Below are 24,740 nucleotides of genomic sequence, written 5' to 3'. Positions count from 1 at the left end.
ATCGACAGACTTTCCGCATGTCAGCCACGCAGTATCACCGCCTCGCCCGGACCCCCGCCCACCGCTGGTGGCGGCCCGTCCTCGGCACCCTGTTCATCCTGGCCGCGGCCGCGTTCGTGATGGTGGCCGGCTACCTGGTCGTCACCCTGGCCGCCCTGCTCGCCGGGCGCCCCGAGAACCCGGAGGGCCTGCCCAGCTTCGGCGAGCACGCCGACCTGGCGATCGCGTTCCTGATGATCGCCGTGCTGCTGCCGCTGAGCCTGCTCGCGGCCCGCTGGATCCAGCGCCGCCCGGCCGGCACGCTGTCGTCGGTGACCGGCCGTCTGCGCTGGCGCTTCCTGCTGAAACTGCTGCCGGTCGCCCTGATCGCCATCGTGGTGCTGATCGCCGGTGGCGTCGGGCTGTCGATGCTGACCGGCGGGGCGGACGACGCCGGCCTCGACGACCAGCTCGCCGGGTGGGGGCCGTTCGCCCTCTCGATGCTCCTGCTGCTGGTCGTGGTGCCGCCGCAGGCCGCCGCCGAGGAGTACTTCACCCGCGGCTGGCTGCTGCAGGCGACCGGCGTGTGGTTCCGCGGCCCGTGGGTGCCGATCGCGTTCCAGGCGCTGGTGTTCGCGGCGGCGCACGGCTGGGGCACGCCGTGGGGCTTCGCCGACCTGTTCCTGTTCGGGGCGGTCGCGGGCTGGCTCACGGTGCGTACCGGCGGGCTCGAGGCGGCGATCGCCCTGCACGTCATGAACAACCTGGTCAGCGCCGGGGTGGCGGCCGCCTACGGGCAGCTGACCATCACCGAGACGGCCGCCGACATGCCGTGGCAGATGGCCGCCGTCGACGTCGTGGTCCTCACCGCGTACGCGATCGTGGTGGTGCAGCTGGCCCCGAAGACGCCCGAGCCGGTCGTGCTCGCTCAGCCGCCGCTGGCCGACGCCATCCGCTCGTGACGCTGCGCGGCCATGCGGACCGGGTCGTTGGCGAAGCCGTAACCCCGGTAGCCGCCGACCCGCTGCACGACCTCGAAGAACACGCGCCTGCCGACGACGGGGGTGAAGAGCTGCCGGTACGAGCCGTGGCCGTCCTCGTCGTACAGGGCAGTGGTCTCCCGGACGCCCCGGGCGGCGAGGTCGTCGAAGTAGTTGGCCGGGATCGGGACCGTGTGCTCGATCGCCGTGATGTCGCTGGTCAGCAGGGTGATGTGCTGCGGGTGGGGCACGGCCGGGGCCCAGTCGCCGCGCCGCAGCAGGGGGACGCTGAGCGAGAGGCGCACGCTGCGGTCCTCGTTGCGGATGGCGAGCGTGCGCATCAAACCGAACGGCGCCGCGAACTCGCCCGCCTCGTCGTCGGTCATGCCGAGCACGCTGCGATAGAAGAGGGCGGCCTCGTCGTAGCGGTCGAACGGCTGGGCCAGGCCGAGATGGTCGATCTCTTTGATCAGGCGCCCGGCCGCGTTCTCGCCGGTCGGCAGGAAGTCGCCGCGCCAAGCCGGGCCTTTGCAAAAGAAGACCTCGGTGCCGTCGGGGGCGGTCACGGCGGTGAGGTCGGCCTCGCTCTCGCGGCGCCGGCGGGGGAGGGGCTGGGCCAGGAGCTCGGACGCTCGGCGGGCGCTGGCGGTGGGGTCGTCGCTTTCGAGGGCGAACGCGCGGATGGCGGTGGGGGCGCCGGCGTTGAGCAGGATGCGGGCGCGGCCCTGCTCCCAGAGCTGCACGGGTTTCGAGCGGTGCTGGCCGGTGTGGGCGAAGCCGAGCGTCCGCAGGTGGGCCTCCAGCTGCGGGCCGGTGCCGGGCTCGACGCCCAGCTCGGCGAACGCGATGCCGCCGAGGTGAGGCGCGGGGGTGAGATCGGCGGCCAGCGCGATGAGGGAGCGGCGGGCGTCCACGGCCGTACGGTGGGGGTCGGCCTGGCGGAAGACGTCGTTGAACACCTCGAGCGAGAGCGGGCCCGCGTAGCCCGTGGCGAGGACGGCGCGGGTGAAACCGGCCAGGTCGAGGCGGCCCTGCAGCGGGAAGAGGCGGTGGTGGCGGCTCCACTGGAGGACGTCCATGTCGAGGCGGGGTGCGTCGGCCAGCTGCAGGAAGAAGACGCGGTCACCGGGAAGAGCGGCGATTTCCCCGTACGCCTCCGTGTGCGCCAGCACGTGGAACGAGTCCAAGCAGAGGCCGAGCGCGGGATGGTCGGCGCGGCGCACGATCTCCCACGAGTGTTCCCAGGTCGAGACGTGCCGGCCCCAGGCCAGAGCCTCGTACGCGATCCGCATGCCCCGCTCGGCGGCGAGGGTGGCCAGGTGGCGCAGCTGGTCGGCGGCCAGGGCGTCGTCGTCGACCGTGTCGGGGGCGACCGACGAGCAGACCAGGATCGTGTCGGTGCCGAGGCGGGCCATCAGGTCGAGCTTGGCCCGGAAGCGGCGCTCGACGGCGGCGAAGCGGGGCGGGGGAGCGGCTTCGGCGTCGCGGAACGGCTGATAGAGGTCGATGGTGAGACCCAGATCGGCGACCCGGCGGCGGATGTCCTCGGGGGAATCGGACGAGGCGATCAGATCGTTCTCGAAGATTTCGACGGCGTCGAAGCCCGCGGCGGCGGCCGCCTCCAGGCGGTCCTCGAGGGTTCCGGAGAGACAGACGGTGGCGATGCTCGTGCGTGTCATGCCCGTCGTCCTCCTAATGTACGAACCGGTACGTTCACCGTAGGGTGCGGGTGGGTGAGCGTCAATCGACCGGTCTCAGATCCTCGATCGCTCGTGTGCCGAGGATCGGCGACTTGACCAGCCACCCGATCGACAGCGTTCCCCCCACCGCGGCCATCACCAGCGTCGGCCCGATGCCGGCGACGCTGCCCAGCACGCCGCCGACGAGGGCACCGAGCGGGCGGATGCCGTAGTTGACCGTGGCGAACGCGCCGGAGACGCGGCTTCGCAAGTCGTCGTGCACGACGGCTGTCTGCAGGGCGTTGAGGTTGATGTCGAACAGCATGATGCCGAATCCGCTGATCGCCTCGACCAAAGCCAGCACCGCGACCTTCGCCCAGCCGGGGCCGGAGGCCAGCGGGAGCAAAGCGTACGGCGCGCTGAACAGCACCGCCCCGACCGCAATGGTGCAGCCGGCGCCGATCCAGCGGGCGATCCGCCCGGCCAGGACCGCCCCGGCCAGGCCGGCCACCGCGCCCGCGCCGAAGGCCAGCCCGATCGCGCCGGCGGAGAGGCCGAGGGTGCGGCTGGCGTAGAGGAGGACCAGTGCCATCGCCACGAAGCTGAAGAAGTTGAGCGTCGTGCAGCATCGCAGGGACGCTGCCATGTAGGGGTGGCGCCAGAGATAGCGGAAGCCATGGGCTGCCCGGCGTACCAGGGTGCCGGAGTGATCGGCGGGTGGTCGCTCGGTCACCCGGACGCGGCCGGTCATGTGCGCGGAGAAGGCGAACGATGCCGCGTCCACGATCATCGCCACCGGCGCGCCGAGCGTCTGGATCAACGCGCCACCGAGAGCCGGGCCGGCGACGAACGAGCCCGACCGGGTGGCGCTGAGCAGCGAGTTCGCCTGGACGTACCGGTCGCGTGCGACCAGGGAGGCGAAGAAGGGTGCGTATGCCGCATGGGAGAGCGTCCGGCCGATGCCCGCCACGAGTGCGACCGCCACGAGCTGGACCAGGGTCAGCGAGCCGAGCCACCAGACGAGCGGCAGGGTCGCGACGGCCAGTGCCTGCAGCAGGTCGCTGACTATGAGCAGCCTGCGCTTTCGCGGCTGCTGGTCGACCCAGGCGCCGATGAACAGCGACAGCAACTGGGGTGCCCAGACGGCAGCAGTAAGAACGCCGACCTCGATGCTGGAGGCGCCGACGACGGTGATGGCGATCAGCGGTAACGCCAGTTCGGAGACCCGGTCGCCGAATTCCGAGGCGGCTTGTCCGATCCAGTACGTCGCGAAGTGGCGGTCACGGTACAGCTGGGTCATGCCGGGCCGTTCTCGCCGTCCTGCTCGGCCGCCGCGGGCAGGACGTGGCGCCGGATCCGGACCAGGCGGGCTCCGTCGGGTATTTCGTCGGCTGGTGCGTCCTTGCGTAACACGTACGGCGCGAGCAGCTCCTCTATCGCATCCTCGACCTGCTCGAGTTCCTCGCGCGTCGCGAGGAACGTGGTGTTCGACAGCCCGGACAGGGCCAGCCACTCGAGCTCCAGGTGCGGTTCGACCTCGCGGCGCCAGGTGCCGACCTGGTCGCCCTCGGCCTCGTCGAGGGTGTCGCGCAGGGCGCGGGCGGCCTGGCGCCCGGCCTCGTCATCGACGACGACGCGGAAGCCCCGCGAGGCTGCCTGCCACCACCGCTCGCGACCGTTGCCGAGTGCCTCGGCATCGCGGACCAGCCCGTACTTCGCGAGATGCCGGAGATGCCAGCTCGTCACCGATGGGCTTGCCTCGACGTGCTGCGAGAGCCCGGTCGCGGTCTGCGGGCCCTCCTGCTGCAGCCGGGTAAGAATTGCGAGCCTGGTGGGGTGGGCCAGGGCCCGCATCCCGTGCGCGTCGAGCTCGATGTCGCCATAACGATTCGCCACAGCTCCGCCAACCTGAGAGGAATGTTTCGAGAGAATACTCTCACGTCTCGCCGGGGAAGGCGATGGGGCTCTCGAGCCGGCCGGGCCAGGGCCGCGGCGGTTCAGGAGGCGAGCGCCAGGGTGGTGGGAGCGGGCGGGATGTTCAGGCCGGCGTGGAAGAAGTTGTCCGGGTCGTAGACGGCCTTGATCTCGCGCAGGCGCGTCCAGTTGTCGGCGGTGAAGGCGGTCGCCGTACGGGTGGGGTCGCTCAGGAAGTTGAGGAGGCTGGTGCCCCGGCCGGTGCGGGCCAGGGCCGCGCGCGTGGCCGGTGTCGGCACCCGGTCGAGGATGATCGACAGCGGGGCGTCGCGGTGGGCGGCGGCCCCCGAGTCGCGGGCGATGCGGCCGCCCCAGTGGCGGATCTCGACCGTGCAGCCGGGCTCGCTCACGAGGGCCGCGATCAGGTCGTCGCCGAGGCCGGGGAACTGGTCGAACGTGCGCGCGAAGGTGCCGCCCATCGCGGCCCGCGCGTACGGCTGGGTTGTCATCGTGTCGGTCAGCGCGGGGCCGGCCGTGCGCCACAGCGGCTCCAGCAGGCGGGCTCCGGTGATGGCGTCACCGGCGTACAGGGCCTTGATCGTCATGGTGTTGTCTTTGGTCAGGACCACGGCGGTGCTCAGCGTGTCGGGGATGCGGCCGATCCACTCGCGATAGCAGGCAAGCGTCTCGGCGGCGCGGTCGCGGGTGAACGTCACGGCCCCGGCGAAGACGTCGGCCACCGGGTGGAGGCGGAACTCGAGCGACGTGACCACGCCGAACGAGCCGCCACCGCCGCGCAGCGCCCACAGCAGGTCGGGGCCGGCCGTGCGGAGCTCGCCGTCGGCCGTGACGATGCGGGCGCCGAGCACGCTGTCGGCGGCCAGGCCGTGCGCGCGGGCCAGCCAGCCGAGGCCGCCACCCAGCGTGTAGCCGGTGACGCCGACGTCTGGCGACGAGCCGGAGAGCGGCGCGAGCCCGAACGGGGCGGCCGCCGCGAGCACGTCACGCCAGCGGGCGCCGGGTGCGACTCGGGCGACTCGACGGCCGGGGTCGATGAGGACCGAGGTCATGGCGCCGGTGTGGAGCAGCAGCGCGCCGTCGTGCGCCCAGTGCGTGCCGTGCCCGGTCGCCTGCACCGCCAGCGGCAGGCCCTCGCGGCGGGCGGTAAGAACGGCTGCCCGTACGTCTTCCGGCCGCTCGGCGCGCACGACGCGCTCCGGGCGGGGGTCGAGGGCGGGGTTGAGCGCCTTGCGATAGGTGTCGTAGCCCGGGTCGCCGGGGCGGAAGCTCGTCGTCATGCCCCGTAGGACCGAGCGCGGGCGGGAAACTCATCGCTCGTCCATCCACGGGGCCAGGGTCTGCGCGACGGCGGCCTGCATCGCGGCGCGCAACTCGGCCGGGCCGCGCCCGTCGGGCTGGTCGAACAAGGCCTGCAACGCGCCCGTCACGGCGCCGACGAAGGCGCCGGTCAGGGCGGCCGCGCCGACCACGTCGAGCTCGTCGGGGAAGGCGGCGGCGAGATGGCGGGCGATCTCGAGCTGCGCGTCCTGCTGGATCTGCAGGCCGCGGCCCCGGACGGACGGGACCGTGCTGATCAGCTCGAGGCGCAGGGCGGCCAGCGGGCTGACGATCTCGTCGCTGGCCTCGCCGACGTGGCGCAGCGCGATCAGCAGCACCTCGGCCGGTCGGTCGCCGGGGTCGCGGGCGGCGATCGCGTCGAGGGCGGCCCTGAGCCGGTCTTCGGCCTCGGGGAAGAGCAGATCCTCCTTCGTCGCGAAGTAACTGAAGAACGTGCGGGTGCCGATCTCGGCGGCGGCCGCGATGTCGGCGATCGTCGTGCCCTCGTAGCCCTGGGTCTCGAACAGGCGGGTGGCGGCGTCGACCAGGGCTTGCCGGGTGCGGGCGCGTTTGCGTTCTCGGAGGGACACGTGCCAACAATACCGCACTCATTGCATTTCCGCACTGAGTGCAGTAATCCTTGTCGGCATGAGAACAGTGCTGATTTCCGGTGCCGGGGTCGCGGGCACCACCCTGGCCTACTGGCTGGCCGAGCGGGGCTGGCAACCGACCATTGTGGAGCTGTCCGGCGGCCTGCGCTCCAGCGGCAATCCGGTCGACGTGCGGGGTCCGGCCGTCGCCGTCGCCGAGCGGATGGGCGTCATGGGCCGCCTCCACGACGCCCGCACCCAGGCCACGTCCCTGCGGCTGATCGACGAGCAAGGTCAAACCCGGGCCCGCGTACGGGCTCCTTCCGGCACCGAGATCCCCCGGGCCGATCTGGCGCGGATCCTGTTCGAGGCCGCCCGCGACCGCACCGAGCTGATCCTGGGCGACACCGTCACCGCGCTCACGCCGGGGGCGGCCGGGGTCGAGGTGACGTTCGCCCGGTCCGCGCCACGCCGCTTCGATCTGGTGGTGGGCGCCGACGGGCTGCACTCGGCGGTGCGGCGCATCGCGTTCGGCCCCGAGAGCGATTTCGTCGACCACCAGGGCCTCTATGTGGCCACCCTGCCGCTGGGGCAGCCGGCCCGCGCGCCCCACGAGGTGCAGCTGCTCAACGCGCCCGGCCGCCTGCTCAGCGTCCATCCCGGGCGCGGTCAGGAGCTGGCGGCGTTCATCTTCCGCCACCCCGAGGCCGAGGCGCCCGACCCGGTCGAGCTGGTCGTCTCGGCGTACGGGGAAATGGGCTGGCGCGCCCCCGAGCTGCTCGACCGCCTGCGCGCCGCCACCGACTTCTATTTCGACGCGGTGAGCCGGGTGCGGGTGCCGGCGTGGACGCGGGGCCGGGTGACCCTGCTGGGTGACGCGGCCACGTGCGTGTCGCTGTTCGGCGACGGTTCGACGATGGCCATGGCGGGCGCGTTCACCCTCGCCGACGCCCTGGGCCGGCTGCCGATCGAGGCCGCGCTCCGGTCGTACGAGGCCCGGCATCGCCGATTGGTGCAGCCGAAACAGCATGCCGTCGGCGCCACCTCGCATCTGCTCGTGCCCACCACGCGCTGGGGCATCGGCCTGCGCAACGCGGGCGCCCGTCTGCTGCAGCCCGCGGCATGAACGATCGGGGTCGCCCGTCCGGTCGGCGAAAGCAGCCGTTGCGCGGATCCTCAGTCGTCGATGCGTGGCCAGAATGGCCGGGTGCCTCGAATGAGCGGGTGGCAGGTCTCCGGCTACACGCCGGTGCGGCCGCTCGGCGCCGGTGCGTCGGGCAGCGTCGTGCTCGCCACCCACGACAAGACCGGCACCCCGGTGGCGATCAAATATCTCGTGCCGGGCCTGGGCGACGACGCCTCGTTCCGGGCCGCCTTCCGCCGCGAGGCCGAGCTGCTCGGGCAGATCGACGACCCGAACGTCTCCCGGCTTTACGAATACGTCGAGTCGGCCCGCGGCGCGGCGATCGTGATGGAGCTGGTCAACGGGGTGTCGCTGCGGCAGATGCTGCGCGAGCACGGCCCGACCACTCCCGAGTCGGCGCTGTGCGTGCTCAAGGGCTCCCTGGCCGGCCTGGGCGCGGCGCACGCCCACGGCGTGGTGCACCGCGACTACAAGCCCGAAAACGTGCTGGTCACCGGGGAGGGCCTGAGCAAGCTGGCCGACTTCGGCATCGCGGCGCCGGTCGGGCAGGGTTCCGACACCGTCGTCTCCGGCACACCGCGTTACATGGCCCCCGAGCAGTGGACGGGCGTCCCGCCCACACCCGCCTGCGACATCTACGCTGCCACGGCCACGTTTTTCGAGTGCCTGACGGGCCGGCCGCCGTTCGACGGGCCCAGCCTCTTCGTCCTCTACGAGCAGCACGCCCACGCGCCCATCCCGACCGACCCGGCCCCGGCGCCGGTGCACGCCCTGCTGCGGCACGGCCTGGCCAAGCAGCCCGCCGACCGGCCGCAGCACGCGCTGGCCTTCCTGGAGCTGCTGGAACGGGTGGCCGCCCCGGCGTACGGGCCGGATTGGGAGGAGCGCGGGCTGCGGGAGCTGGGTCGCCGGGCCGCGCTGCTCGCCCTGCTGTGGCCCTATCCGGATCGCAGCGGGGGCGCCACGAGCGTCGCGTCGACGACGGTCGGCGGTTCCGTGCCGCGTGGCCGTCCGGGCGGTCTCCGCGGTCGCCGGGGAGTGGCGCTGGCCGGCTGTGCGGCGGTGGCGGCTCTGCTCATCGGCGGGGCGGGTTATCGCTACGCGGCCGCCGAATCTCCGGCCAGTGTGGAGGCTCGCGCCAACTCGGTTTTGGCCGGCCCGTCCGTGACCGCCTCGCCGTCGCTCTCCCGGTCGCCGTCGCTCTCCCAGTCGCCGTCGCTCTCCCAGTCGCCGTCGCTCTCCCAGTCGCCCTCGTTCTCCCAGTCGCCCTCGCCGACAGTCACCTCGTCGCCGACTGCCCTGGCTTCGGCGACGCCGTCCCCTGCCACGGGCGTGCCGCTGCCTCCGCCCACGACCGTTGCCACGCCGAGCCCGTCACCGTCGCCGCGGGCCGACACCAGCGCGCCGGTGGTCGGTGCGGTCAGGTCCAGCCAGCGGGCGCTGGAGGGCGAGAAATGCCAGTACGGCGTCCGCACGAGCACGATCACGGCCACCGTCACCGACGACGGGGGCGGGCTCGAGGCCAGCTTCACCTACACCCTCGGCGGCAGCACCTCGACCGTCGCCATGAGCTCGGCCGGGCGGGGCGCCTTCCAGGGCACGCTCGGGCCGCTCCCGATGCCGCGCGCGGCCACCCGCATGACGATCACAGTTGTGGCGGTCGACGCCGCCGGCAACACGGGCCGCTCGCCGTCCCCGGCTGTGGTGGCCCTCACCAACACCTGCACTCCCGGTTAGGAGCATGTCGTGGCGGCATCACTGCGGCGCGGCCCGGCCCGGGGCGGCCATTCGTGACCCGCCCGGAGGAACCCGCCGACGACTGGGGCACGCCCCCGGCCGACCCGTGGGCCACCATCAACCGCCCCGCCCCAACCGTGCACCTCGGCACCGACCCCGAGGCAACCGCCGTCATGTGGCCGCAAGGCCCGGCCGCTCCGCCACCCGCACCCCCGCCGTGGCCGAACCCAACGACGCCGCCCGCCTCACGCCCGCCGTGGCCGAATCCAGCGACGCCGCCCGTCTCACGCTCGCCGTGGCCGAATCCAGCGACGCCGCCCGTCTCACGCTCGCCGTGGCCGAACCCAGCGACGCCGCCGCCCGCCGCGAACCCGACAGTGCGCCAGACCCCACCCAACCCGTCCGCTTCGAGCCCGATGGTGCGTCAGTCTCCGCCGAGTCCGTTCGGACAGCCGCCAGTCTCGGATCCGGCGGTGCGCCGCGTTCCGCCGAGCGCGGCCGGGCGTCCGTCCGCCTTGGACCCGACGGTGGATCAGTCTTCGCCGAATCCGGTCGGGCATACGCCAGCCTCGGATCCGAGGCTGCGTCAGATCCCTCCTGATCCGGCCGGGCGTCCGTTCGCCTCGGACCCGACCTTGCGCCAGTTTCCGCCGGGCCCGGCCGGGCGTTCGTCCGCCTCGAGCCCGACGGTGGGGCAGTCTCCCCCTAATCCGGTTGGGCATACGCCAGCCTTGGACGCGACGGTGAACCAAGTTCCGCTGAGCCTGACCGGGCGTCCGCCCGCCTTGGACCCGACCGCGGGCCAGTCCCAACCCGGGACGGCCGGACATTCGTCCGCGTTGAACCCGGCGGTGCGTCCGCACACCGCGGGCCCGAACGTGCGTTCGTCCGGGTCGAGCCCGGTTGTTTATCCGCCCGCGCCGAACCCGTATTCACCTTCGGCCGAACGCGCTGGTCGCTCGGCCGCGTTGGACTCGACGGTTCGGTTGGGCGGGCCGACTTCGACCGCGGGTCGGTCTGGGGCGAGCCGGGGCGGGCCCGTGGCGGGGCCATGGTCTGGTGCCGCCGCGCTTGGGGACCTGGCGAACCGGGCTGAGGGTGATGCCGCCGCGCTTGGGGACCTGGCGAACCGGGCTGAGGGTGGTGCTGTGTTTGGGGACCAGGCGAACCGGGTTGAGGGTGGTGCCGCCGTGCTTGGGGATCCGGCGAACCGGGTTGAGGGTGGTGGCGCCGTGCTTGGGGATCCGGCGGACCGGGCTGGGGGTGAGGTGCGTTTTGGGCCGGGGGTGCCGGTGGTGGCTCCGGCGGGGGCGCCCGCGTGGCCGGCTCCCGCGCGGCCGCGGCGGTGGGGGCGGCGGGTTGTGTCGGTATTGTCGGGGCTGGTGACTCTGGCGCTGATCGTTGTGGCCGGGCTTTATGTGTGGCAGCGGCTGAGTCCGCTCGAGCTGGAGGGGGTCACGGTGGCGGTGCCGCGGCCGGCCGTCAGTCGCTGTGATGTGACCGTCGACGTGGTTGCCACCGTGCGCACCAACGGGCGGGGCGGGGTGATTCGCTATCAGTGGTTCCGGTCGGATGCGCCGCCCGGGGCCGTGTTGACCGAGCGGGTCGGCCGGGGGCAGCGCGTTGCCACTCTCACCTTGCGTTGGACGTTCAGCGGCGTTGGTTCGACCTCCGAGACGGCCACGGTCAACATCGTCGAACCGGCGCCGGTCAGCTCGGGCACCGCGGTGTCGTACCGCTGCCGGGCCAGCTGACCTGCGGGTCCTATTCTCCCGGCTGTTCGACCGGGCCGAAGTAGCCGTCAGGACGACCGTCCGGGGCCTAGAAGATCAACTAATCTGCTGCTTCAAGTTCAAAAGATCCACTGGAGTGCCACCGTGTCACACCCGGTCCCGTCAGACGAGCCCTCCTACGGTGGCTACACGCCCCACAGCGCCCACCCGGCCAGCCCGGCCGCCTACCCGTCGCCGCCCGGCCGGCCGCCGTACACGCCGGCTCCCGCGCCGGGCTCCGGGGTGCAGCCGTATCCGCAGCAATACGGCAACCAGCCGGCCCCGGCCCAGCCGTACGGCCGGGCGTACCAGCACCAGCCGTACCAGGAGCAGCCGTACCAGGAGCAGCCGTACCAGGGGCAGCGGCATCAGGAGTCGTACCAGGGGCAGCCATACCAGGAGCAGCGGTATCAGCAACAGCCGTATCCACAGCACTCGTACCCGCAGCAGGCTTTTGGCCAGCAGCACCTGCAGCAGGCCTATGCGCCGCAGGGGCATGTGCAGCAGTACGCGCCGCAGCCCGCGCCCCAGGTCGTGATCAACAACAATATGAGTGCGGCCGCGTTCGCGGGTGGACATGGGCTGCGCAAGCGCCAGTCGTTCGGCCTGCACGTGCTGCTGTTCTTCTTCACCGCCGGCCTGGGCAACATCCTGTACGCCTGGTACGTCATCAACTGGAACCAGAAGCGGGGCCTCTGACCCGTCGGCCCCGGCTACCGTGACGGCGATGAACGCTGGGCGCCTTCGGGTCGCGACCAAGTCTGACGGCGACGATTTGCTCGAGTTGTGGGCGTTGTTGTTCGACGAACGGGACGCCGAGGCGCCGTGGCGCACGCATGCGGCCGAGTGGTTCGCCCGCTACGTCGACGACCCGGACACCGCCCGCTTCCCCGTGATCGAGGACGACGGCGCGATCGTCGCCACGGCCGTCGGCACCCTCGAGCTCGGCGTGCCGAACCCTCAGTGCGTCCGCGGCCGGACCGTGCGGCTGGCCAACGTCATCACGCTGCCCGCCCACCGCGGCCGCGGCTTCGGTTCGGCGCTGGTGCTCGACGTGCTTGAGTGGGCCCGCTCCATCGAGGCCGACCGTGTCGACCTGAGCGCCACGCCGGAGGGGCAGCGCCTGTACGAGCGGCTCGGCTTCGCGCACACGAAGGCCCCACGGCTGAAACTCGTTCTCTGAACGCGGGGGCGGTCGGGCAGACTGGCCCGATGAGCAGCGTGGGCACGGTGCGCACCTTCGACGTCGACGAGGGCTGGGGTGTCATCGACGGCCCGGACGTGCCCGGCGGGTGCTGGGTGCACTTCTCCGTCCTCGCCATGGACGGCTTCCGCATGCTCACCCCGGGGCAGCCCGTGACGTTCACGGCCGAGGCGGCGCAGCAGGACGGCTTCGCCTTTCGGGCCCTGAAGGTCTGGACGGGCCCCGACGAGCCCGTCGACGCCCCCATCCCGGCCGCCTCGTCGGGGGCGTACGAGAGCCGGCTGACCCTGACCTTCGACCCGCCCCACCCGGACGACGGCACCGAATAGCCCGTGGCAAGATCACCGCCATGACGACCTCGCCGGGATGGCTGCGCCGCTATCAGGACGGGCAACGCGACCAGGTCTGGCACGAATTGCGGCAGCTCGGCAGCATCGACCGGCAGTCCGATCAGGCGTACGAGGCGCAGTTGGTCTGTGACGAGATGGCGCGCCGGGCCCGGCAGAACGTCGAGGTGATCGTCGAACGGTTGACGAGCGAGGGTTACCGCTTCCACAGCAACGACGACGACCAGACGCCGGTGCCGGCCCACATCCCGCCGACCCCGGACGCGCAGGGTTACGTCGAGTGGCTCGAGCAGCGGTTCGGCCCCGTACCCATGACGCTGTCCTCGTGGATCCGGATCGTGGGCGACGTCTGGCTGGTCGGCACGCACTCCGAGTGGGAGGTCGCGGCGAGCGCGGACCCGCTCGTGATCGAGCTGGAGTGCACCCGTTACCCCGCCGAGCACCCGATCCGCGACTACATCCAGGACGAGTGGGACGACTGGAACGAACGACAGGCGGACGAACCCGACAACGGGTTGTTCGTGCTGCCGGCCGCGCCCGATCGTTTCCACAAGGACAACACCAGCGGCGGCGACGCGTACGGCTTCGTCCTGCCCGACGGCTGCGTCGACGGTCTCTTCCGCTGGGACACCACGATGCCGTTCGTCTCGTACCTGAACTGGGTCTTCGCCGAGGGCGGCTTTCCCTGGCCGTCCGGCGACGACAACCAGTGGGACGTACGGTTCCGGCTGGTCCGCGACCTGTTGCCGCTGTAGCGAAGAGAAGCTAGATCCAGCCTTGTTCGCGGGCCCGGCGGGCGGCCTCGTGGCGGTTGGCGGCACCCAGTTTGCCGGCGGCGGCGGAGAGGTAGTTGCGGACCGTGCCGGGGGAGAGGGAGGCGCGGCGGGCTATCTCGTCGATCGGGGCGCCCGTGGCAGCCAGTGTCAGCACGTCGGTTTCGCGGGTGGTCAGGGGGCTGTCGCCGGCGCTGATGGCCTCGGCGGCCAGTTGCGGGTCGACGTAGCGGCCGCCCGCGGCGACCGTGCGGATGACGGTGGCCAGGACCTCGGCGGCGGCCGTCTTGGGCAGGAAGCCGCGGACGCCGGCGGCCAGGGCGCGGCGCAGGTGGCCGGGCAGGCCGTGGCTGGTGACGATCATCGTGCGGCAGGTGGGCAATTCGCGGTGCAGAACCTCGGCGACCCGTACGCCGTCCATGTCGGGCAGTTGCAGGTCGATGATCGCCACGTCGGGGTGCAGGGCGCGGGCCATCGACAGGGTCTCGGCGCCGGTGGCGGCCTGGGCCGAGACGGTGAGGTCGTCCTCCAGCGCCAGCAGGGCGGCCATCGCGCCCCGGATCAGGTGCTCGTCGTCGGCCAGCAGCACGCGGATCACGACGTCTCACCCGGCCGAGGCATCGAGGGGTCGGACAGCACTCCGATCACGGCGTCTCACCCGGCCCGGGCCCGGCGGGGCGACGGGGAGACGAGCCGTCAGCAAGAAACCGGCGGGTTGGACACGGGCGGCGGTCATGGTGCCGCCCAGGGCGGCGATGCGTTCGTTGAGCCCGGTCAGGCCGTTGCCCAGCCGCACCGCGCCCGGAGCGGCCGGGACGCCGTCGTTGGCCATCGTCAACGTCGCCGTGCCGGGGGTGGTGGTCAGGGTGATCTGGCAGGTGGTGGCCTCGCTGTGGCGCAGCACGTTGGTGGTGCCCTCGCGGACCACCCAGCCCAGGGCGGCCTGGGCCGGGGCGGGCAGCGTGGTGGCGTCGCCGGTCAGGTGGCAGGTGAGGCCGGCCGATTCGAGCAGCGAGCGGGCGCCGGCCAGCTCGGTGGGCAGGTCGGCCGTGCGGTAGGAGCCGACCACGGCGCGCAGGTCGACCAGGGCGTCCTGCGCGATGCGGCGCACCTCGAGCATCTCGTCGGCGGCCTCGGGGCGGCCCCGCTGCGCCAGGCGTGCCGAGAGTTCGGCCTTCAGAGCCACGACCGAGAGCGTACGCCCGAGGACGTCGTGCAGGTCGCGCGAGATGCGCAGGCGCTCCTCGGTGACGGCCAGGCCGGCCTGTACGCGGCGGGCCTCGTCGAGCTCGCGCACCAGGCCCAGCGTCCACAGCGTGACCCGGGCCGCGGGGGCCAGCACGAGCAGCACCGCGGCCAGCGCGATGGCGGAGCCGGGGCCGGCCACGAGGGCCAGAGTGGTGCAGCCGGCCAGGCCGAGGGTACAAACCACGACCGCGGCCCGTACGACCGTGGCCAGCGCCACGGCGTACAGGGTGATGACCATGAGCAGGACGGCGGCGGTGGGACTGTCGGGATCGCCGGCGGCGGGGCGAGGGTAGGCACCAACGGCGGTGGCGCAGGCGATCGCGGTCGACACCGCCCCGGCCGCGATCAGCCGAAGGGGGCGAGGGCCAACCGCGGGCCGACCGGCGAGAGGTCCGGCGGCCGGCTGTAGGAGGCGAGGGCCGGCGGCCGGCTGTACGGGGCCGCCGGCCGGCTGTACGGGGCGGGGGCCGGCGGTGGGGTAGGAGGCGATGCCCGCGCGCATCAGCAGGACGCAGAGCAGGACGTGGATGGTGGTGGCGGCGATGACCGGCAGCACCTCGGGGCCGATGCGGGGCCGGGAGAGGATGGCCCCGCCCGCGATCAGCGGCACCAGCAGCACGTTGCTGTAGAGCGTGACCTTGATGTAGAGCTCGAACCGGTCCGTCTGGCTGCGCATGGCGTCTCGCTAGGGGAAGTTCGGGTAGAAGCGCATCTCGGGGAAGCGGGGGGACGGTCCGGCGAGCAGCCGGGCGTCGCCGTGGCGCAGGTGGCGGTCGAAGAAGGCCACCACGTACGGCCGTTGGACGGCGATGGACCGCTCGCCGTCGATGCTACCGATCAGCTGCTCCCGCTCCGGGGCGGGCGTGCCGAGCTGGGGCAGCAGGGTCTGCAGGTCGGTGAACGACAGGTGGGCCGTGTGGTCGACCTGCAGCCAGTAGCGCGGTCCGCGCAGCTTGCCCCACATCGTGGTCCAGGAGTCGTCGACGCCCGCGCCGAGCATGAGGAACGGGCGGTGGAGGCCGGTCGTGAGGGGCGAGCCGAAGAAGGTGCCGTCGAGGTTGGCCCCGGCCCGGACGCGGGGGTCGACGCGCATGACCTCGGCCGCGGTGGCGCCGCCCATCGAGTGCCCGGCCATGCCGATGCGGCGCAGATCGAGGGCCGCGGCGAGGCCATGGGGCAACGATCGGACGAGGCGGCCCTGGGTGAGCTGGTCGAGCACGAAGCGCGTGTCGGCCACCCGTACGGCGAGGGCCTTGGCCAGCATCGTCTGCTCCTCGGCCGGCGTGGCGGGGATGGGGATCGCCAGGGTGGCGAGGCGGCCGTCGGGGAATTCGACGAAGTTGGCGTCGTGGGTGTGGTCGATCGTGACGACGACGAATCCTTGTGAGGCGAGCTCCTCGACCAGGGCGGTGCTGGAGGTGCGTTCCATGCCGAGGCCGGGGGACCAGAGCACGACGGGACGGCGTCCGGCGGCGGCCGGGGCGCCGACATGCCCGTGCGTCACCGGCAGGACCGCGCCGGAGCCGGACGGGGCCATGCGGGCCGCGATCTGTGGCGACACCCAGTCGGCGCGGGGGTAGCCGCGGACGGTCGCGGCGGGGTACCAGATCTGGGCCATCAGCTCGCGCCGTTTCTCGGCGGGGACCCACGGGTCCGGCCGGGACGAGTCGATCAGATGCAGCGAGACCGTGCCTACGGGGTGCCGGCCGGTGGGCGCAGGCAAGGTGAGCTGCACGTCGACGTCGGCGAGTCCGAACGCAGACGGTGAAGAGGACTCCGGCACGACAGAGGCGGGCCAGGCGAAGGCGGAGGCAGGCGGTGAGGGCCGGAGCGAGGTGGGAGCCGGCAAGGAGGGTGCCGGTGTGGGTGGGCCCGGCAGGAGGGCGGCGGCCAGGGCGAGAGCGGCAATCGTCATACGGACAAGGGTTTCCGGGCGGGGGAGGCGGGGGCAGTGCGGTGGCTCATCGGTTCGGGTGCAGGCTGCACGACGCATCGGTGACATCTGTCATAAACGGCCCGCCCGTATTTACCCGCGGGTAATTTGCCGACTCCGGTCCGGACATTTCGCGGACATGTCGCGAGGGCATTCGGGGGCCGCCGGGCCCGTAAGGGAAACGCCATTTCCTATTGATACGTCTCAATCACCGAGATGGGCGGGGAGTCGGTGCGCGGCCACGCTGTGTCCATCGTCGACCGTCTAAACCAGACCGATTGCGCCGCGACCGCACATCCCGGCAACACGCGCACATCGGGCGTATAAGGATCTTGCGCGATAATCCGAGCTGCCGGCGAGCGGCGGCCGGACCGGACGGATTGTTAACGGACCATTACCCGTACGGGGGGAAATGGCTTGTCAGCACGAGAAAACCGAGCCGTAACGGTGGTTTGAAACCTGTCGAATCGCGACCGGGTTATCACTGCCGTCGATTGGCGTCAACGGTCGGGAATGGTCGTGCGGCGGACAGGCCGATAGCGCCCCGGCAATCCTTAAATCTTGCTTAGACTCGCCGTCGGCACGCCCCGCCCCACCCCACTCCCGTCCACCGTGGAGGTTCCTCGATGGCCGCTGCCCGCATGCCCGCCTACCGCCGTGCGGTAAGCGCTATAGTCGCCGCCCTGGTCGTTGGGACCATCGTGGCGGCGGCGCCCGCGGACGCGAAGCCCGCCAAACCCCAGACCCCACCCCAGATTCCCGGCTACGGCCAGGTCGCCCCGCCCCGGGTGACCCCGCCCAAGCCCCTGCCCAAGCGCTCCGGCAAGGTCGCTCTCAACAAGGCCGCCGGGCAAAGCTTCCAGAAGCCCACAGCGAAGGCCGCGGGCCTCAACGACAAGGTCGCCCTGCGCGCGCTGGTCGTCGCCACGAATCAGGACGACTTCGGCGTCCCGACGTGGAAGACGACGCTGGACCGCCTCGGCGCCTCGTACGACGTGCTCTACAGCGCCGACACGCCGTTGACCGTCGACACCCTGCTGCGGGCCGACGGCACCGGCAAGTACAACGCGATCCTGCTGACCAACACCATGCTCGTGTACGCCGACGGCGCCAACTACCTCAACGGGCTCGACGCCAACGAGTGGAACACGCTCTGGGCGTACGAGCGGAACTTCGGGGTGCGCCAGGCCGCGCTCTACACCAGCTACGGCGCCTGGCCCGAGGATTACTGCCTGCGCTCGGCCGGCGAGACCTCGGTCGGTGACACCCCGCTCAACGTCAGCCTCACGAGTGCCGGCGCCGGGGTGTTCGACTACCTCAAGGCCGACGCCGCGATCCCGGTCGTGCAGTCGTACGTCTACAAGACGAGCATCGCCCCGGGCTGCGCCGCCGAGGCCATCGCCACCGACGGCACCAACGTGCTGGGCGTGCGCTCGACCTCGGCCGACGGCCGCGAGCGGCTCGCGCTGACGTTCACGCTCAACCAGTATCTGCTGCAGTCCGACGTGCTGGTCTACGGGCTCGTGCGCTGGGCCACCAAGGGCCTGTTCCTCGGCGAGCAGCGGCACCACCTCAACGTCGACATCGACGACTGGTTCAACACCGCCGACCACTACTACCCGGACGGGCACATCGAATACGACCCCGGGTTCCAGGTCTCGGCGCACGACATGGTCAACCTCGACCAGCGGCAGGACGCGCTCGGCCTCGGGTTCAAGTTCAACCTGGCCTTCAACGGTGCCGACATCGACCCGTTCGCCGGCAACCAGTGCAGCCCGAACGGCGGCATCAACGAGCTCACCGCGACGACCAAGTGTCTCGCGAACGACTTCCGGTGGCTGAACCACACGTTCAACCACCCCGAGCTCAACCACACGAGCTACGCCACCACGCGCAACGAGATCCTGCAGAACCGTACGGCGGGGGCCGGCATCGGCCTGACCGAGTCGGCCGGGGTGCTCAAGACCCCCGAATACTCCGGGCTGGGCGTCTACACGGTCGACCCGGACGACGACACCGGCGTGCCGGTCGACCACGGCCTCGAGGGCTCGAACCCGAACCTGCTGCAGGCGGCCAAGGACCTCAACATCCGCTACCTGCACGGCAACATGTCGTTCGCCAGCCACAAGCCGGCGCACTTCAACGCCTCGCTCGTGCACCCGATGGAGCCCGCGGTCGAGGTCGTGCCGGACTGGCCGACGAACTTCGCCTACTTCTGCACGACGCCCGAGGAGGAGACCGCGTTCTACAACTCCTTCTACGGCCCCAACGGCAAGTTCCCGTACTGGCCGACGAACCGCACGTACGAGCAGATCCTCGACTACGAGACTCAGATCGCGCTGCAGCACGTGGCGGCGGGCGGCATCAACACGCACACGCTGCACATCGCCAACGTCCGCGACTACGGCAACGGCCGCACGCTGGCCACCGACTGGGTCGAGGCGGTCGTCAGCAAGTACCGGGCGATCTACTCGGTGCCGCTGCTCAACCAGGACTGGGCCGAGATCGGGGCCTACACCAGCGTCCGCACTCAGCACTTCAACCAGCTGGCGGCCGGGGTCGACGCGGTCTACGACCGGTCCACCGGGGAGGTGACGGTGACGTCCCCGGCGGCCGGAACCGTTCAGGTCAGCGGCGTGCAGGCGGCGACCTCGACCACGTACGGCTCCGATGTCACCGCACCGCTGGCGCTCACGGCCGGCACCGCGGTGACCGTCACCGCCCAGCCGAGGGCGTAACCGAACAATGCGGATCGCACTCGTGTCCGAGGGGACCTATCCCTATGCGATGGGCGGCGTCAGCATCTGGTGCGAGCAGCTCATCAAGGGGATGCCCGACTACCGCTGGGAGGTCGTCGCGCTCACCGTCGACGGCTCCGAGCAGTCGGTCTTCGCCGAACCGGCGAACTTGGACCGGGTGCACTCCGTGCCGCTGTGGGGCGGCCATGATCGCGGCCGCTTCACAAAAAGCCCCGGGCCGGCCTTCACGGGCCCGTACGAGATGTTTCTGCGGGCCCTGATCACGCCGGTCGACACGCTGCAGCCCGAGCAGGGCCGCGGGCTGTTCCTGCTGGCCCTGCGCGGCCTGTACGAGTACGCCGAGTCGGGCGGCAACCTCGGCGAGGCGCTCGTCGGCAACGAGGCGGTCACCATGATGCTCGACGCGTGGCGCGCGCTGCGCGTCGAGCAGACCGCCCCGGCCCCCACGGTCGCCGACGCCGTGCAGGCGACCTGGCTGCTGGAGCACATGCTGCGGCCGCTGAGCGCCCCCGCCGTGCAGGCCGACATCGTGCACTGCTCGATGAACGGGCTGTCGATGCTGGTCGCGATGGTCGCCAAGTGGCGCTACGGCACCCCGCTGGTGATGAGCGAGCACGGCATCTACCTGCGCGAGCGTTACATGTCCTACCTGCACGACGACGCACCCCACGCCGTACGGGTGATGGCCTTGAGCTTCTTCCGCTCGCTGGCCGGCGCGGCGTACCTGATCACCGACGTGCTCGCGCCGCACTCGTCCTACAACCGGCGGTGGCAGCTGCACAACGGGGCCGACCCCGAGCGCATGTGGACGATGTACAACGGCGTCGAGCCGGCCGAGTTCCCGGCCGCGACCAGTGAGCCCGACGTGCCGACGATCGCCTTCATGGGCCGGGTCGACCCGCTCAAGGACCTGCACACGCTGATCCGCGCGTTCGCGATCGTCCGCGACAAGATCCCGAACGCCCGGCTGCGCATCTTCGGCGGCACCCCCGCGGTCAACCGCACGTATCACGAGTCGTGCCAGCGGCTGATCGAGGAGCTCGGCCTCGAGGACTCGGCCAAGCTGGAGGGCCGCATCGAGCGGGCCGTCGACGCCTACCACGCCGGCAGCATCGTCGCGCTGACCAGCATCTCCGAGGGCTTCCCGTACACGGTGGTCGAGGCCATGGCCTGCGGGCGGCCCTGCGTGTGCACCAACGTGGGCGGGGTGGCCGAGGCGGTCGCCGACACCGGCCGGGTCGTGGCGCCGCGCGATCACGCGGCCGTGGCCGAGGCCTGCATCGAGCTGCTGGAGAACGACGACCTGCGCTTCAACCTCGGGTACGCGGCCCGGCAGCGGGTGCTCGAGCACTTCACGCTCGCACAGTCGCTGCAGATGTACCGCGACGTCTACGAGCGCCTGGCCCGCCCGCTCGAGGGCGCGATCCCGGCACCCCGGCTGCGTCCCGCCGCCCCGGCCTGGCTGGGCATGCGATGACGGTCGAGGACCAGGCGGAAGCCACCGCCCCGCCGACCCACCCGGTCGTCCTGCCACGCATCTCGACCGACCCGCTCGACATGCTCGTCGACCGGATGCGACCCGCCCTCGCGCGGGCCGTCGAAGCGCTTCAGGTCGCCGCCGCGCTCGAGGCCGACGGCGTCACCGACCGCATCGCCCGGGTCGAGTACGGCTTCCCCGACGTGTTCGCGCTGTCGTCCGAGGTGTTCCGCCGCCTCGGCCCGCCCGCCGACGACCCGCCGGCCCCGGTCGCCACCGGGCACGGCCGCCGCCAGACCCTGCGCCTGCTGCTCCACGGCCCCCTGTACGCCCTGCCCAGCGCGGTCTTCCCGGCCGTGCTGGCGGTCCTCGGCCACCGCCACGCCGTGCTCGCGCTGACCCTGGCCGGGGTCGCCGGGTGGGCGTACGCGGGCACGGTCGCCTTCGCCGCGTACAAGCTGCTCGGCGCCAACCGCCCGCACCGCGCGGCCCGCCTGCTGCGCTTCTCGGCCCTGGCCGCCCCGCTGCTGGGCGGCCTGATCGGCGCGGCCATCGGCAGCTGGGCCCTGGTGCTGCTGGCCGCCGGTCAGCTGACCTACCAGCTCGCCGGCACGGTCCTGATGTTCTATCGCCGCGAGCTGTGGCAGGCGCTCGCGATGGCCACGGCGGTCGTGGCCGGCGTCGCCTACCTGCTCGACGAGCGGGCCCGCGACGCCGCGCTGATCGCCGCCGGGGCCGGGGTCCTGCTCGCGTTCTCGGCCGCGCTCTGGTGCACGTTCCGCAAGGGGCGAGCCGGTGAGCCGCCGGCCCGGTTGCCCTGGCGCGCGCTGGGCGGCGTCACCGCGTACGGGCTGCTCTCGGCTCTTCTGCTTTTGCACGCGGCCCTGCCCTATCTGTCCGGCCGCCTCGACATCGCCGTCGCGGTGGCCCCGCTGATCCTGTCGATGGGCTTCGTCGAGTGGCGGGCCGAACGGTTCCGGGGCCAGGCTGTGGGCCTGACCCGCACCAGCCGCCGCCCGGCCGATTTCGAAGTGCACCTGGCCCGCGTGATCGGCCACGAGATCCTGCTCTGCCTGGCCGTCCCGGCCGTGCTCGGCGTCGCGCTCGTGGCGGTGCTGCGCACGACCGATCCCGCGGTCATGGTCATGGTCGTCGCCCACGTGCTGCTGGCCGGCGCCTACTACGTCGCGTTCCTGCTGGCCGGGTTCGAGCGGTTCGGCCGGCTCTGCGCGTCGCTGCTCGCCGCTCTGGCGCTGCACCTGGGCGCCGTGTTCCTGCTCGGCCGTGCGGTCACCCCGCTGATCGACACGGTGTTGTTCGCCGGCAGCGTGCTCGCGCTGCTGGCGCTGTTCCTGCTCGGCCTGGCTCCGTCCGTCCGCCAGGTACGCCACTACCGGTAGGTCAACCGGAAAAGGGGGAGATCTGCATGCACGCGGTGATTCTCGCCGGCGGCAAGGGGGTGCGGTTGCGGCCGTACACCACCACGCTGCCCAAGCCACTGATGCCCATCGGCGACAAGCACGCGATCCTCGAGATCGTGCTGGACCAGCTCGCCGGATGCGGCTTCACCTCCGTGACGCTCGCGATCAACCATCTCGGCCCGCTCATCAAGGCGTTCGTGGGCGACGGGGCCCGCTGGGGGCTGCGCGTCGACTACATCGAGGAGGACCGGCCGCTGTCCACCGTGGGCCCGCTCTTCGGCCTCAAGGACACCCTGCCCGAGCACTTCCTGGTGATGAACGGCGACGTGCTGACCGACCTCGACTACGCCGACCTGCTCAACCAGCACGCCCTGAGCGGCGCCGGGCTGACCGTGGCCATCGCCGAGCGCACCCACAAGGTCGAGTTCGGGGTGCTCGACGTCGAGCAGTCGCGCATCATCGGCTTCCGCGAGAAGCCCAGCCTGCGCTATCAGGTCAGCATGGGCGTGTACGGGATGAGCCGGCGCACCCTGGCCCCCTACCCGGCCGGCCGCTCGTTCGGCTTCGACGAGCTGGTGCTCGACCTGCTGGCCCGGCGCGACCACCCGGCCACCTATCCGTTCACCGGGTTCTGGCTCGACATCGGGCGGCCCGAGGACTACGACGAGGCCAACCGCAGCTTCGAGGAACTGCGGCCCAAGCTGCTCCGGGACCGCGCGGGGGAGCCCGTATGAGAATCCTCCTCTTCGGCTCGTCCGGGTTCATCGGGCGGCATGTCCGCCACGCGCTCGAGGACGCGGGCGACCTGATCTGCCCCGGCCGGGACCGGTACGACCTGATCAACGGCGAGCTCGACGATCTCAAGGCGCTGGTCCGGGTGGAACGGCCGGATGCGGTGGTGTGCTGTGTCGGCGCGCTTACCGGCACGCCCGGCGAGCTGATGCGGGCCAACGCGATGGTGGCGGCCAAGCTGCTCGAGTCGGCCCCGGACGCGCGTCTCGTGCGGCTGGGCTCGGCGGGGGAGTACGGCGTCGTCCCCGAGGGGCACGCCGTGGCCGAGGACGACCGGCTCGAACCGGTCGGCGCGTACGGGGTCAGCCACGCCGCCGGGACGAGGCTGTTCGCGCTGGCCGGCAACACCGTGTCGCTGCGCGTGTTCAACCCGATCGGGGCGGGTCAGCCGGCCGAGAACGTGCTGGGCCGGGTGGCCGCGCAGCTGCGGGCCGGGCACACCGAGCTGTCGCTGGGGCCGCTCGGCGCGTACCGGGATTTCGTGGACGTGCGCGACGTGGCCTCGCTGATCCGCGCGGTGGTGGTCGCCGACGACGTGCCGCATCCCGTCTACAACGCCGGCAGCGGGCGCGCGGTGACCGTACGGGAGGCCGTGGAAATGCTGGCCCGCGTGGCCGGGTTCACCGGGCCCGTCCGCGAGCAGGGCGCCGGGCCGCAGCGCTCGGCCGCGGTCAACTGGATCCAGGCCGACATCACCCGGGCCGCCAAGGACCTGGGCTGGGCGCCCGCGCACGACCTGAGCGCCTCTATCAAGAGCATCTGGGAAGACGCGTGAGAAGGGCGGTGACGGTTCTGCTGGCGGCGCTGACCGTCGCCGCCTGCACGCCTTCGTCGCCCTCGCCGTCCGCTGAGAAAAATGCGTGGGCTTATCAGTTGCAGAACTACAAGGACAACCGCCTCGACGAGCTCGCCGCCGGGCCCTATCAGACCGTCGTGATCGACCTCGCCCGCGACGCGCACAGCGACTTCTTCACCGCCGACGAGGTCGACGCCGTCCGGGCGACCGGCAAGCGGGTGCTCGCGTATTTCGAGATCGGCAGCATCGAGGACTTCCGGCCCGAATACAAGAACCTGCCCAAGGACCTGATCGGCAACGAGTGGGCGGATTGGCCGGGCGAGTTCTTCGTGCGCTACTACGACGACCGCTGGTGGGAGCTCGTCGTCAAACCCCGCGTCGACCGGGCGGTCCGGGCCGGGTTCGACGGCGTTTATCTCGACACCCCATTGGCGTACGAGGAAATCGCGCTGGACGCCGTGCCGGGGCGCGACCGCGACAAGCTGGCCGCCGACATGGCCACGCTCGTCGAGCGGATCAGCGCGTACGGGAAAGGCCGGGTTCCTGGTTTTCTGATCGTGCCGCAGAACTCGCCGGAACTGCGGCACCAGCCCGGATACACCGCCGCGATCGACGGCATCGGCATGGAGGAGCTGTTCTTCCGGGCCACCGACGAGCGCTGCGACGAGGACTGGTGCGCCGAGAACCTGGCCGACACCCGGGCCCTGCGCGACGCGGGCAAGTTCGTGCTCAGCGTCGACTACGCCACCAAGGCGGACGACGTGCGCGCCGCCTGCGAGCACTACGCCACCGAACGCTTCACCGGCACCGTCACGGTGCTGGAGCTGGACCGACCCGCAAAACCCTGTCCGTAGAAG

Annotated in this window: 22 protein-coding genes; 14 read left to right on the top strand and 8 right to left on the bottom strand. The window is 71.8% G+C overall.

Annotated elements, in window-relative coordinates:
- Window positions 1-17 precede the first annotated feature (17 nt).
- Complete coding sequence (locus JKJ07_RS37365) at window positions 18-941, top strand: CPBP family intramembrane glutamic endopeptidase (protein WP_202996688.1); 924 nt, start codon at window positions 18-20, stop codon at window positions 939-941.
- On the opposite strand, the gene JKJ07_RS37360 is transcribed toward JKJ07_RS37365, so the two are convergent.
- The 5 genes from JKJ07_RS37360 to JKJ07_RS37340 all read right to left on the bottom strand — a co-directional run bounded on the left by JKJ07_RS37360 (window position 908) and on the right by JKJ07_RS37340 (window position 6,480).
- Window positions 908-2,638: a sugar phosphate isomerase/epimerase and 4-hydroxyphenylpyruvate domain-containing protein gene (locus tag JKJ07_RS37360; protein WP_202996687.1), complete on the bottom strand. Its 1,731-nt coding sequence runs from the start codon at window positions 2,636-2,638 to the stop codon at window positions 908-910. The genes JKJ07_RS37365 and JKJ07_RS37360 overlap by 34 nt on opposite strands.
- 61 nt (window positions 2,639-2,699) lie before the next feature.
- Window positions 2,700-3,938: an MFS transporter gene (locus JKJ07_RS37355; RefSeq protein ID WP_202996686.1), complete on the bottom strand. Its 1,239-nt coding sequence runs from the start codon at window positions 3,936-3,938 to the stop codon at window positions 2,700-2,702.
- Window positions 3,935-4,534 carry an ArsR/SmtB family transcription factor gene (locus JKJ07_RS37350; protein ID WP_307834601.1) on the bottom strand — a complete coding sequence of 200 codons (600 nt, stop codon included), beginning with the start codon at window positions 4,532-4,534 and terminating at the stop codon, window positions 3,935-3,937. The genes JKJ07_RS37355 and JKJ07_RS37350 overlap by 4 nt, the downstream gene beginning before the upstream one ends.
- Before the next feature lie 101 nt (window positions 4,535-4,635).
- Window positions 4,636-5,850, bottom strand: coding sequence for an FAD-binding oxidoreductase (locus tag JKJ07_RS37345; RefSeq protein ID WP_202996685.1), 1,215 nt, complete (start codon window positions 5,848-5,850; stop codon window positions 4,636-4,638).
- Between the two features lie 30 nt (window positions 5,851-5,880).
- Window positions 5,881-6,480 carry a TetR/AcrR family transcriptional regulator gene (locus JKJ07_RS37340; RefSeq protein ID WP_202996684.1) on the bottom strand — a complete coding sequence of 200 codons (600 nt, stop codon included), beginning with the start codon at window positions 6,478-6,480 and terminating at the stop codon, window positions 5,881-5,883.
- Between the two features lie 58 nt (window positions 6,481-6,538).
- On the opposite strand from JKJ07_RS37340, the gene JKJ07_RS37335 reads away from it, so the two are divergent.
- From JKJ07_RS37335 to JKJ07_RS37305, 7 genes are all read left to right on the top strand, one after another.
- A complete protein-coding gene (locus tag JKJ07_RS37335) occupies window positions 6,539-7,606 on the top strand; it encodes an FAD-dependent monooxygenase (protein WP_202996683.1) in 1,068 nt (355 codons plus the stop codon).
- A gap of 90 nt (window positions 7,607-7,696) precedes the next feature.
- On the top strand, window positions 7,697-9,361 hold the full coding sequence (locus JKJ07_RS37330) for a serine/threonine-protein kinase (RefSeq protein ID WP_202996682.1): 1,665 nt from the start codon (window positions 7,697-7,699) through the stop codon (window positions 9,359-9,361).
- A gap of 1,382 nt (window positions 9,362-10,743) precedes the next feature.
- The gene (locus tag JKJ07_RS37325) at window positions 10,744-11,115 is read left to right on the top strand and encodes a hypothetical protein (protein WP_236030515.1); all 372 of its coding nucleotides are present in this window, start codon (window positions 10,744-10,746) and stop codon (window positions 11,113-11,115) included.
- A 123-nt stretch (window positions 11,116-11,238) separates the two neighbouring features.
- Complete coding sequence (locus tag JKJ07_RS37320; protein ID WP_202996681.1) at window positions 11,239-11,832, top strand: DUF8108 domain-containing protein; 594 nt, start codon at window positions 11,239-11,241, stop codon at window positions 11,830-11,832.
- A gap of 28 nt (window positions 11,833-11,860) precedes the next feature.
- Window positions 11,861-12,316, top strand: coding sequence for a GNAT family N-acetyltransferase (locus JKJ07_RS37315; protein ID WP_202996680.1), 456 nt, complete (start codon window positions 11,861-11,863; stop codon window positions 12,314-12,316).
- 29 nt (window positions 12,317-12,345) lie between these two features.
- Entirely contained in the window at window positions 12,346-12,666 is a 321-nt protein-coding gene (locus tag JKJ07_RS37310; protein ID WP_202996679.1) for a cold-shock protein, read from the top strand.
- A 20-nt stretch (window positions 12,667-12,686) separates the two neighbouring features.
- Window positions 12,687-13,439 carry a hypothetical protein gene (locus JKJ07_RS37305; protein WP_202996678.1) on the top strand — a complete coding sequence of 251 codons (753 nt, stop codon included), beginning with the start codon at window positions 12,687-12,689 and terminating at the stop codon, window positions 13,437-13,439.
- Window positions 13,440-13,449: 10 nt separating this feature from the next.
- Here JKJ07_RS37305 and JKJ07_RS37300 read toward each other — a convergent pair whose 3' ends face one another.
- From JKJ07_RS37300 to JKJ07_RS37290, 3 genes are read right to left on the bottom strand one after another with little or no spacing between them, the layout of a single operon-like run.
- Window positions 13,450-14,055, bottom strand: a complete 606-nt coding sequence (locus tag JKJ07_RS37300; protein WP_202996677.1) for a response regulator transcription factor — start codon at window positions 14,053-14,055, stop codon at window positions 13,450-13,452.
- 6 nt (window positions 14,056-14,061) lie between these two features.
- Complete coding sequence (locus tag JKJ07_RS37295; RefSeq protein ID WP_202996676.1) at window positions 14,062-15,381, bottom strand: sensor histidine kinase; 1,320 nt, start codon at window positions 15,379-15,381, stop codon at window positions 14,062-14,064.
- A 9-nt stretch (window positions 15,382-15,390) separates the two neighbouring features.
- Window positions 15,391-16,620 (bottom strand): alpha/beta hydrolase family protein, encoded by a 1,230-nt coding sequence (locus JKJ07_RS37290; RefSeq protein WP_202996675.1) that lies wholly within the window; start codon window positions 16,618-16,620, stop codon window positions 15,391-15,393.
- A 644-nt stretch (window positions 16,621-17,264) separates the two neighbouring features.
- Between JKJ07_RS37290 and JKJ07_RS37285 the strand changes: the two genes are divergently transcribed.
- The 6 genes from JKJ07_RS37285 to JKJ07_RS37265 are packed head-to-tail and all read left to right on the top strand — an operon-like array spanning window position 17,265 to window position 24,737.
- On the top strand, window positions 17,265-19,376 hold the full coding sequence (locus tag JKJ07_RS37285; RefSeq protein WP_202996674.1) for an Agd3-related carbohydrate-binding protein: 2,112 nt from the start codon (window positions 17,265-17,267) through the stop codon (window positions 19,374-19,376).
- A 7-nt stretch (window positions 19,377-19,383) separates the two neighbouring features.
- Window positions 19,384-20,874 (top strand): GT4 family glycosyltransferase PelF, encoded by a 1,491-nt coding sequence (pelF, locus tag JKJ07_RS37280; RefSeq protein WP_202996673.1) that lies wholly within the window; start codon window positions 19,384-19,386, stop codon window positions 20,872-20,874.
- A complete protein-coding gene (locus JKJ07_RS37275) occupies window positions 20,871-22,274 on the top strand; it encodes a hypothetical protein (protein ID WP_202996672.1) in 1,404 nt (467 codons plus the stop codon). Before pelF ends, JKJ07_RS37275 begins: the two co-directional genes overlap by 4 nt.
- 26 nt (window positions 22,275-22,300) lie before the next feature.
- The gene (locus JKJ07_RS50515; RefSeq protein ID WP_236030514.1) at window positions 22,301-23,029 is read left to right on the top strand and encodes a sugar phosphate nucleotidyltransferase; all 729 of its coding nucleotides are present in this window, start codon (window positions 22,301-22,303) and stop codon (window positions 23,027-23,029) included.
- On the top strand, window positions 23,026-23,862 hold the full coding sequence (locus JKJ07_RS50510) for an NAD-dependent epimerase/dehydratase family protein (RefSeq protein WP_236030513.1): 837 nt from the start codon (window positions 23,026-23,028) through the stop codon (window positions 23,860-23,862). Before JKJ07_RS50515 ends, JKJ07_RS50510 begins: the two co-directional genes overlap by 4 nt.
- Window positions 23,863-23,870: 8 nt before the next feature.
- The gene (locus tag JKJ07_RS37265; RefSeq protein ID WP_307834600.1) at window positions 23,871-24,737 is read left to right on the top strand and encodes a glycoside hydrolase family 191 protein; all 867 of its coding nucleotides are present in this window, start codon (window positions 23,871-23,873) and stop codon (window positions 24,735-24,737) included.
- Window positions 24,738-24,740 lie beyond the last annotated feature (3 nt).

The organism is Paractinoplanes lichenicola, assembly GCF_016785085.1.
Classification (GTDB): Bacteria; Actinomycetota; Actinomycetes; order Mycobacteriales; family Micromonosporaceae; genus Actinoplanes; species Actinoplanes lichenicola.
This window is presented reverse-complemented; position numbering and strand designations above follow the sequence as displayed.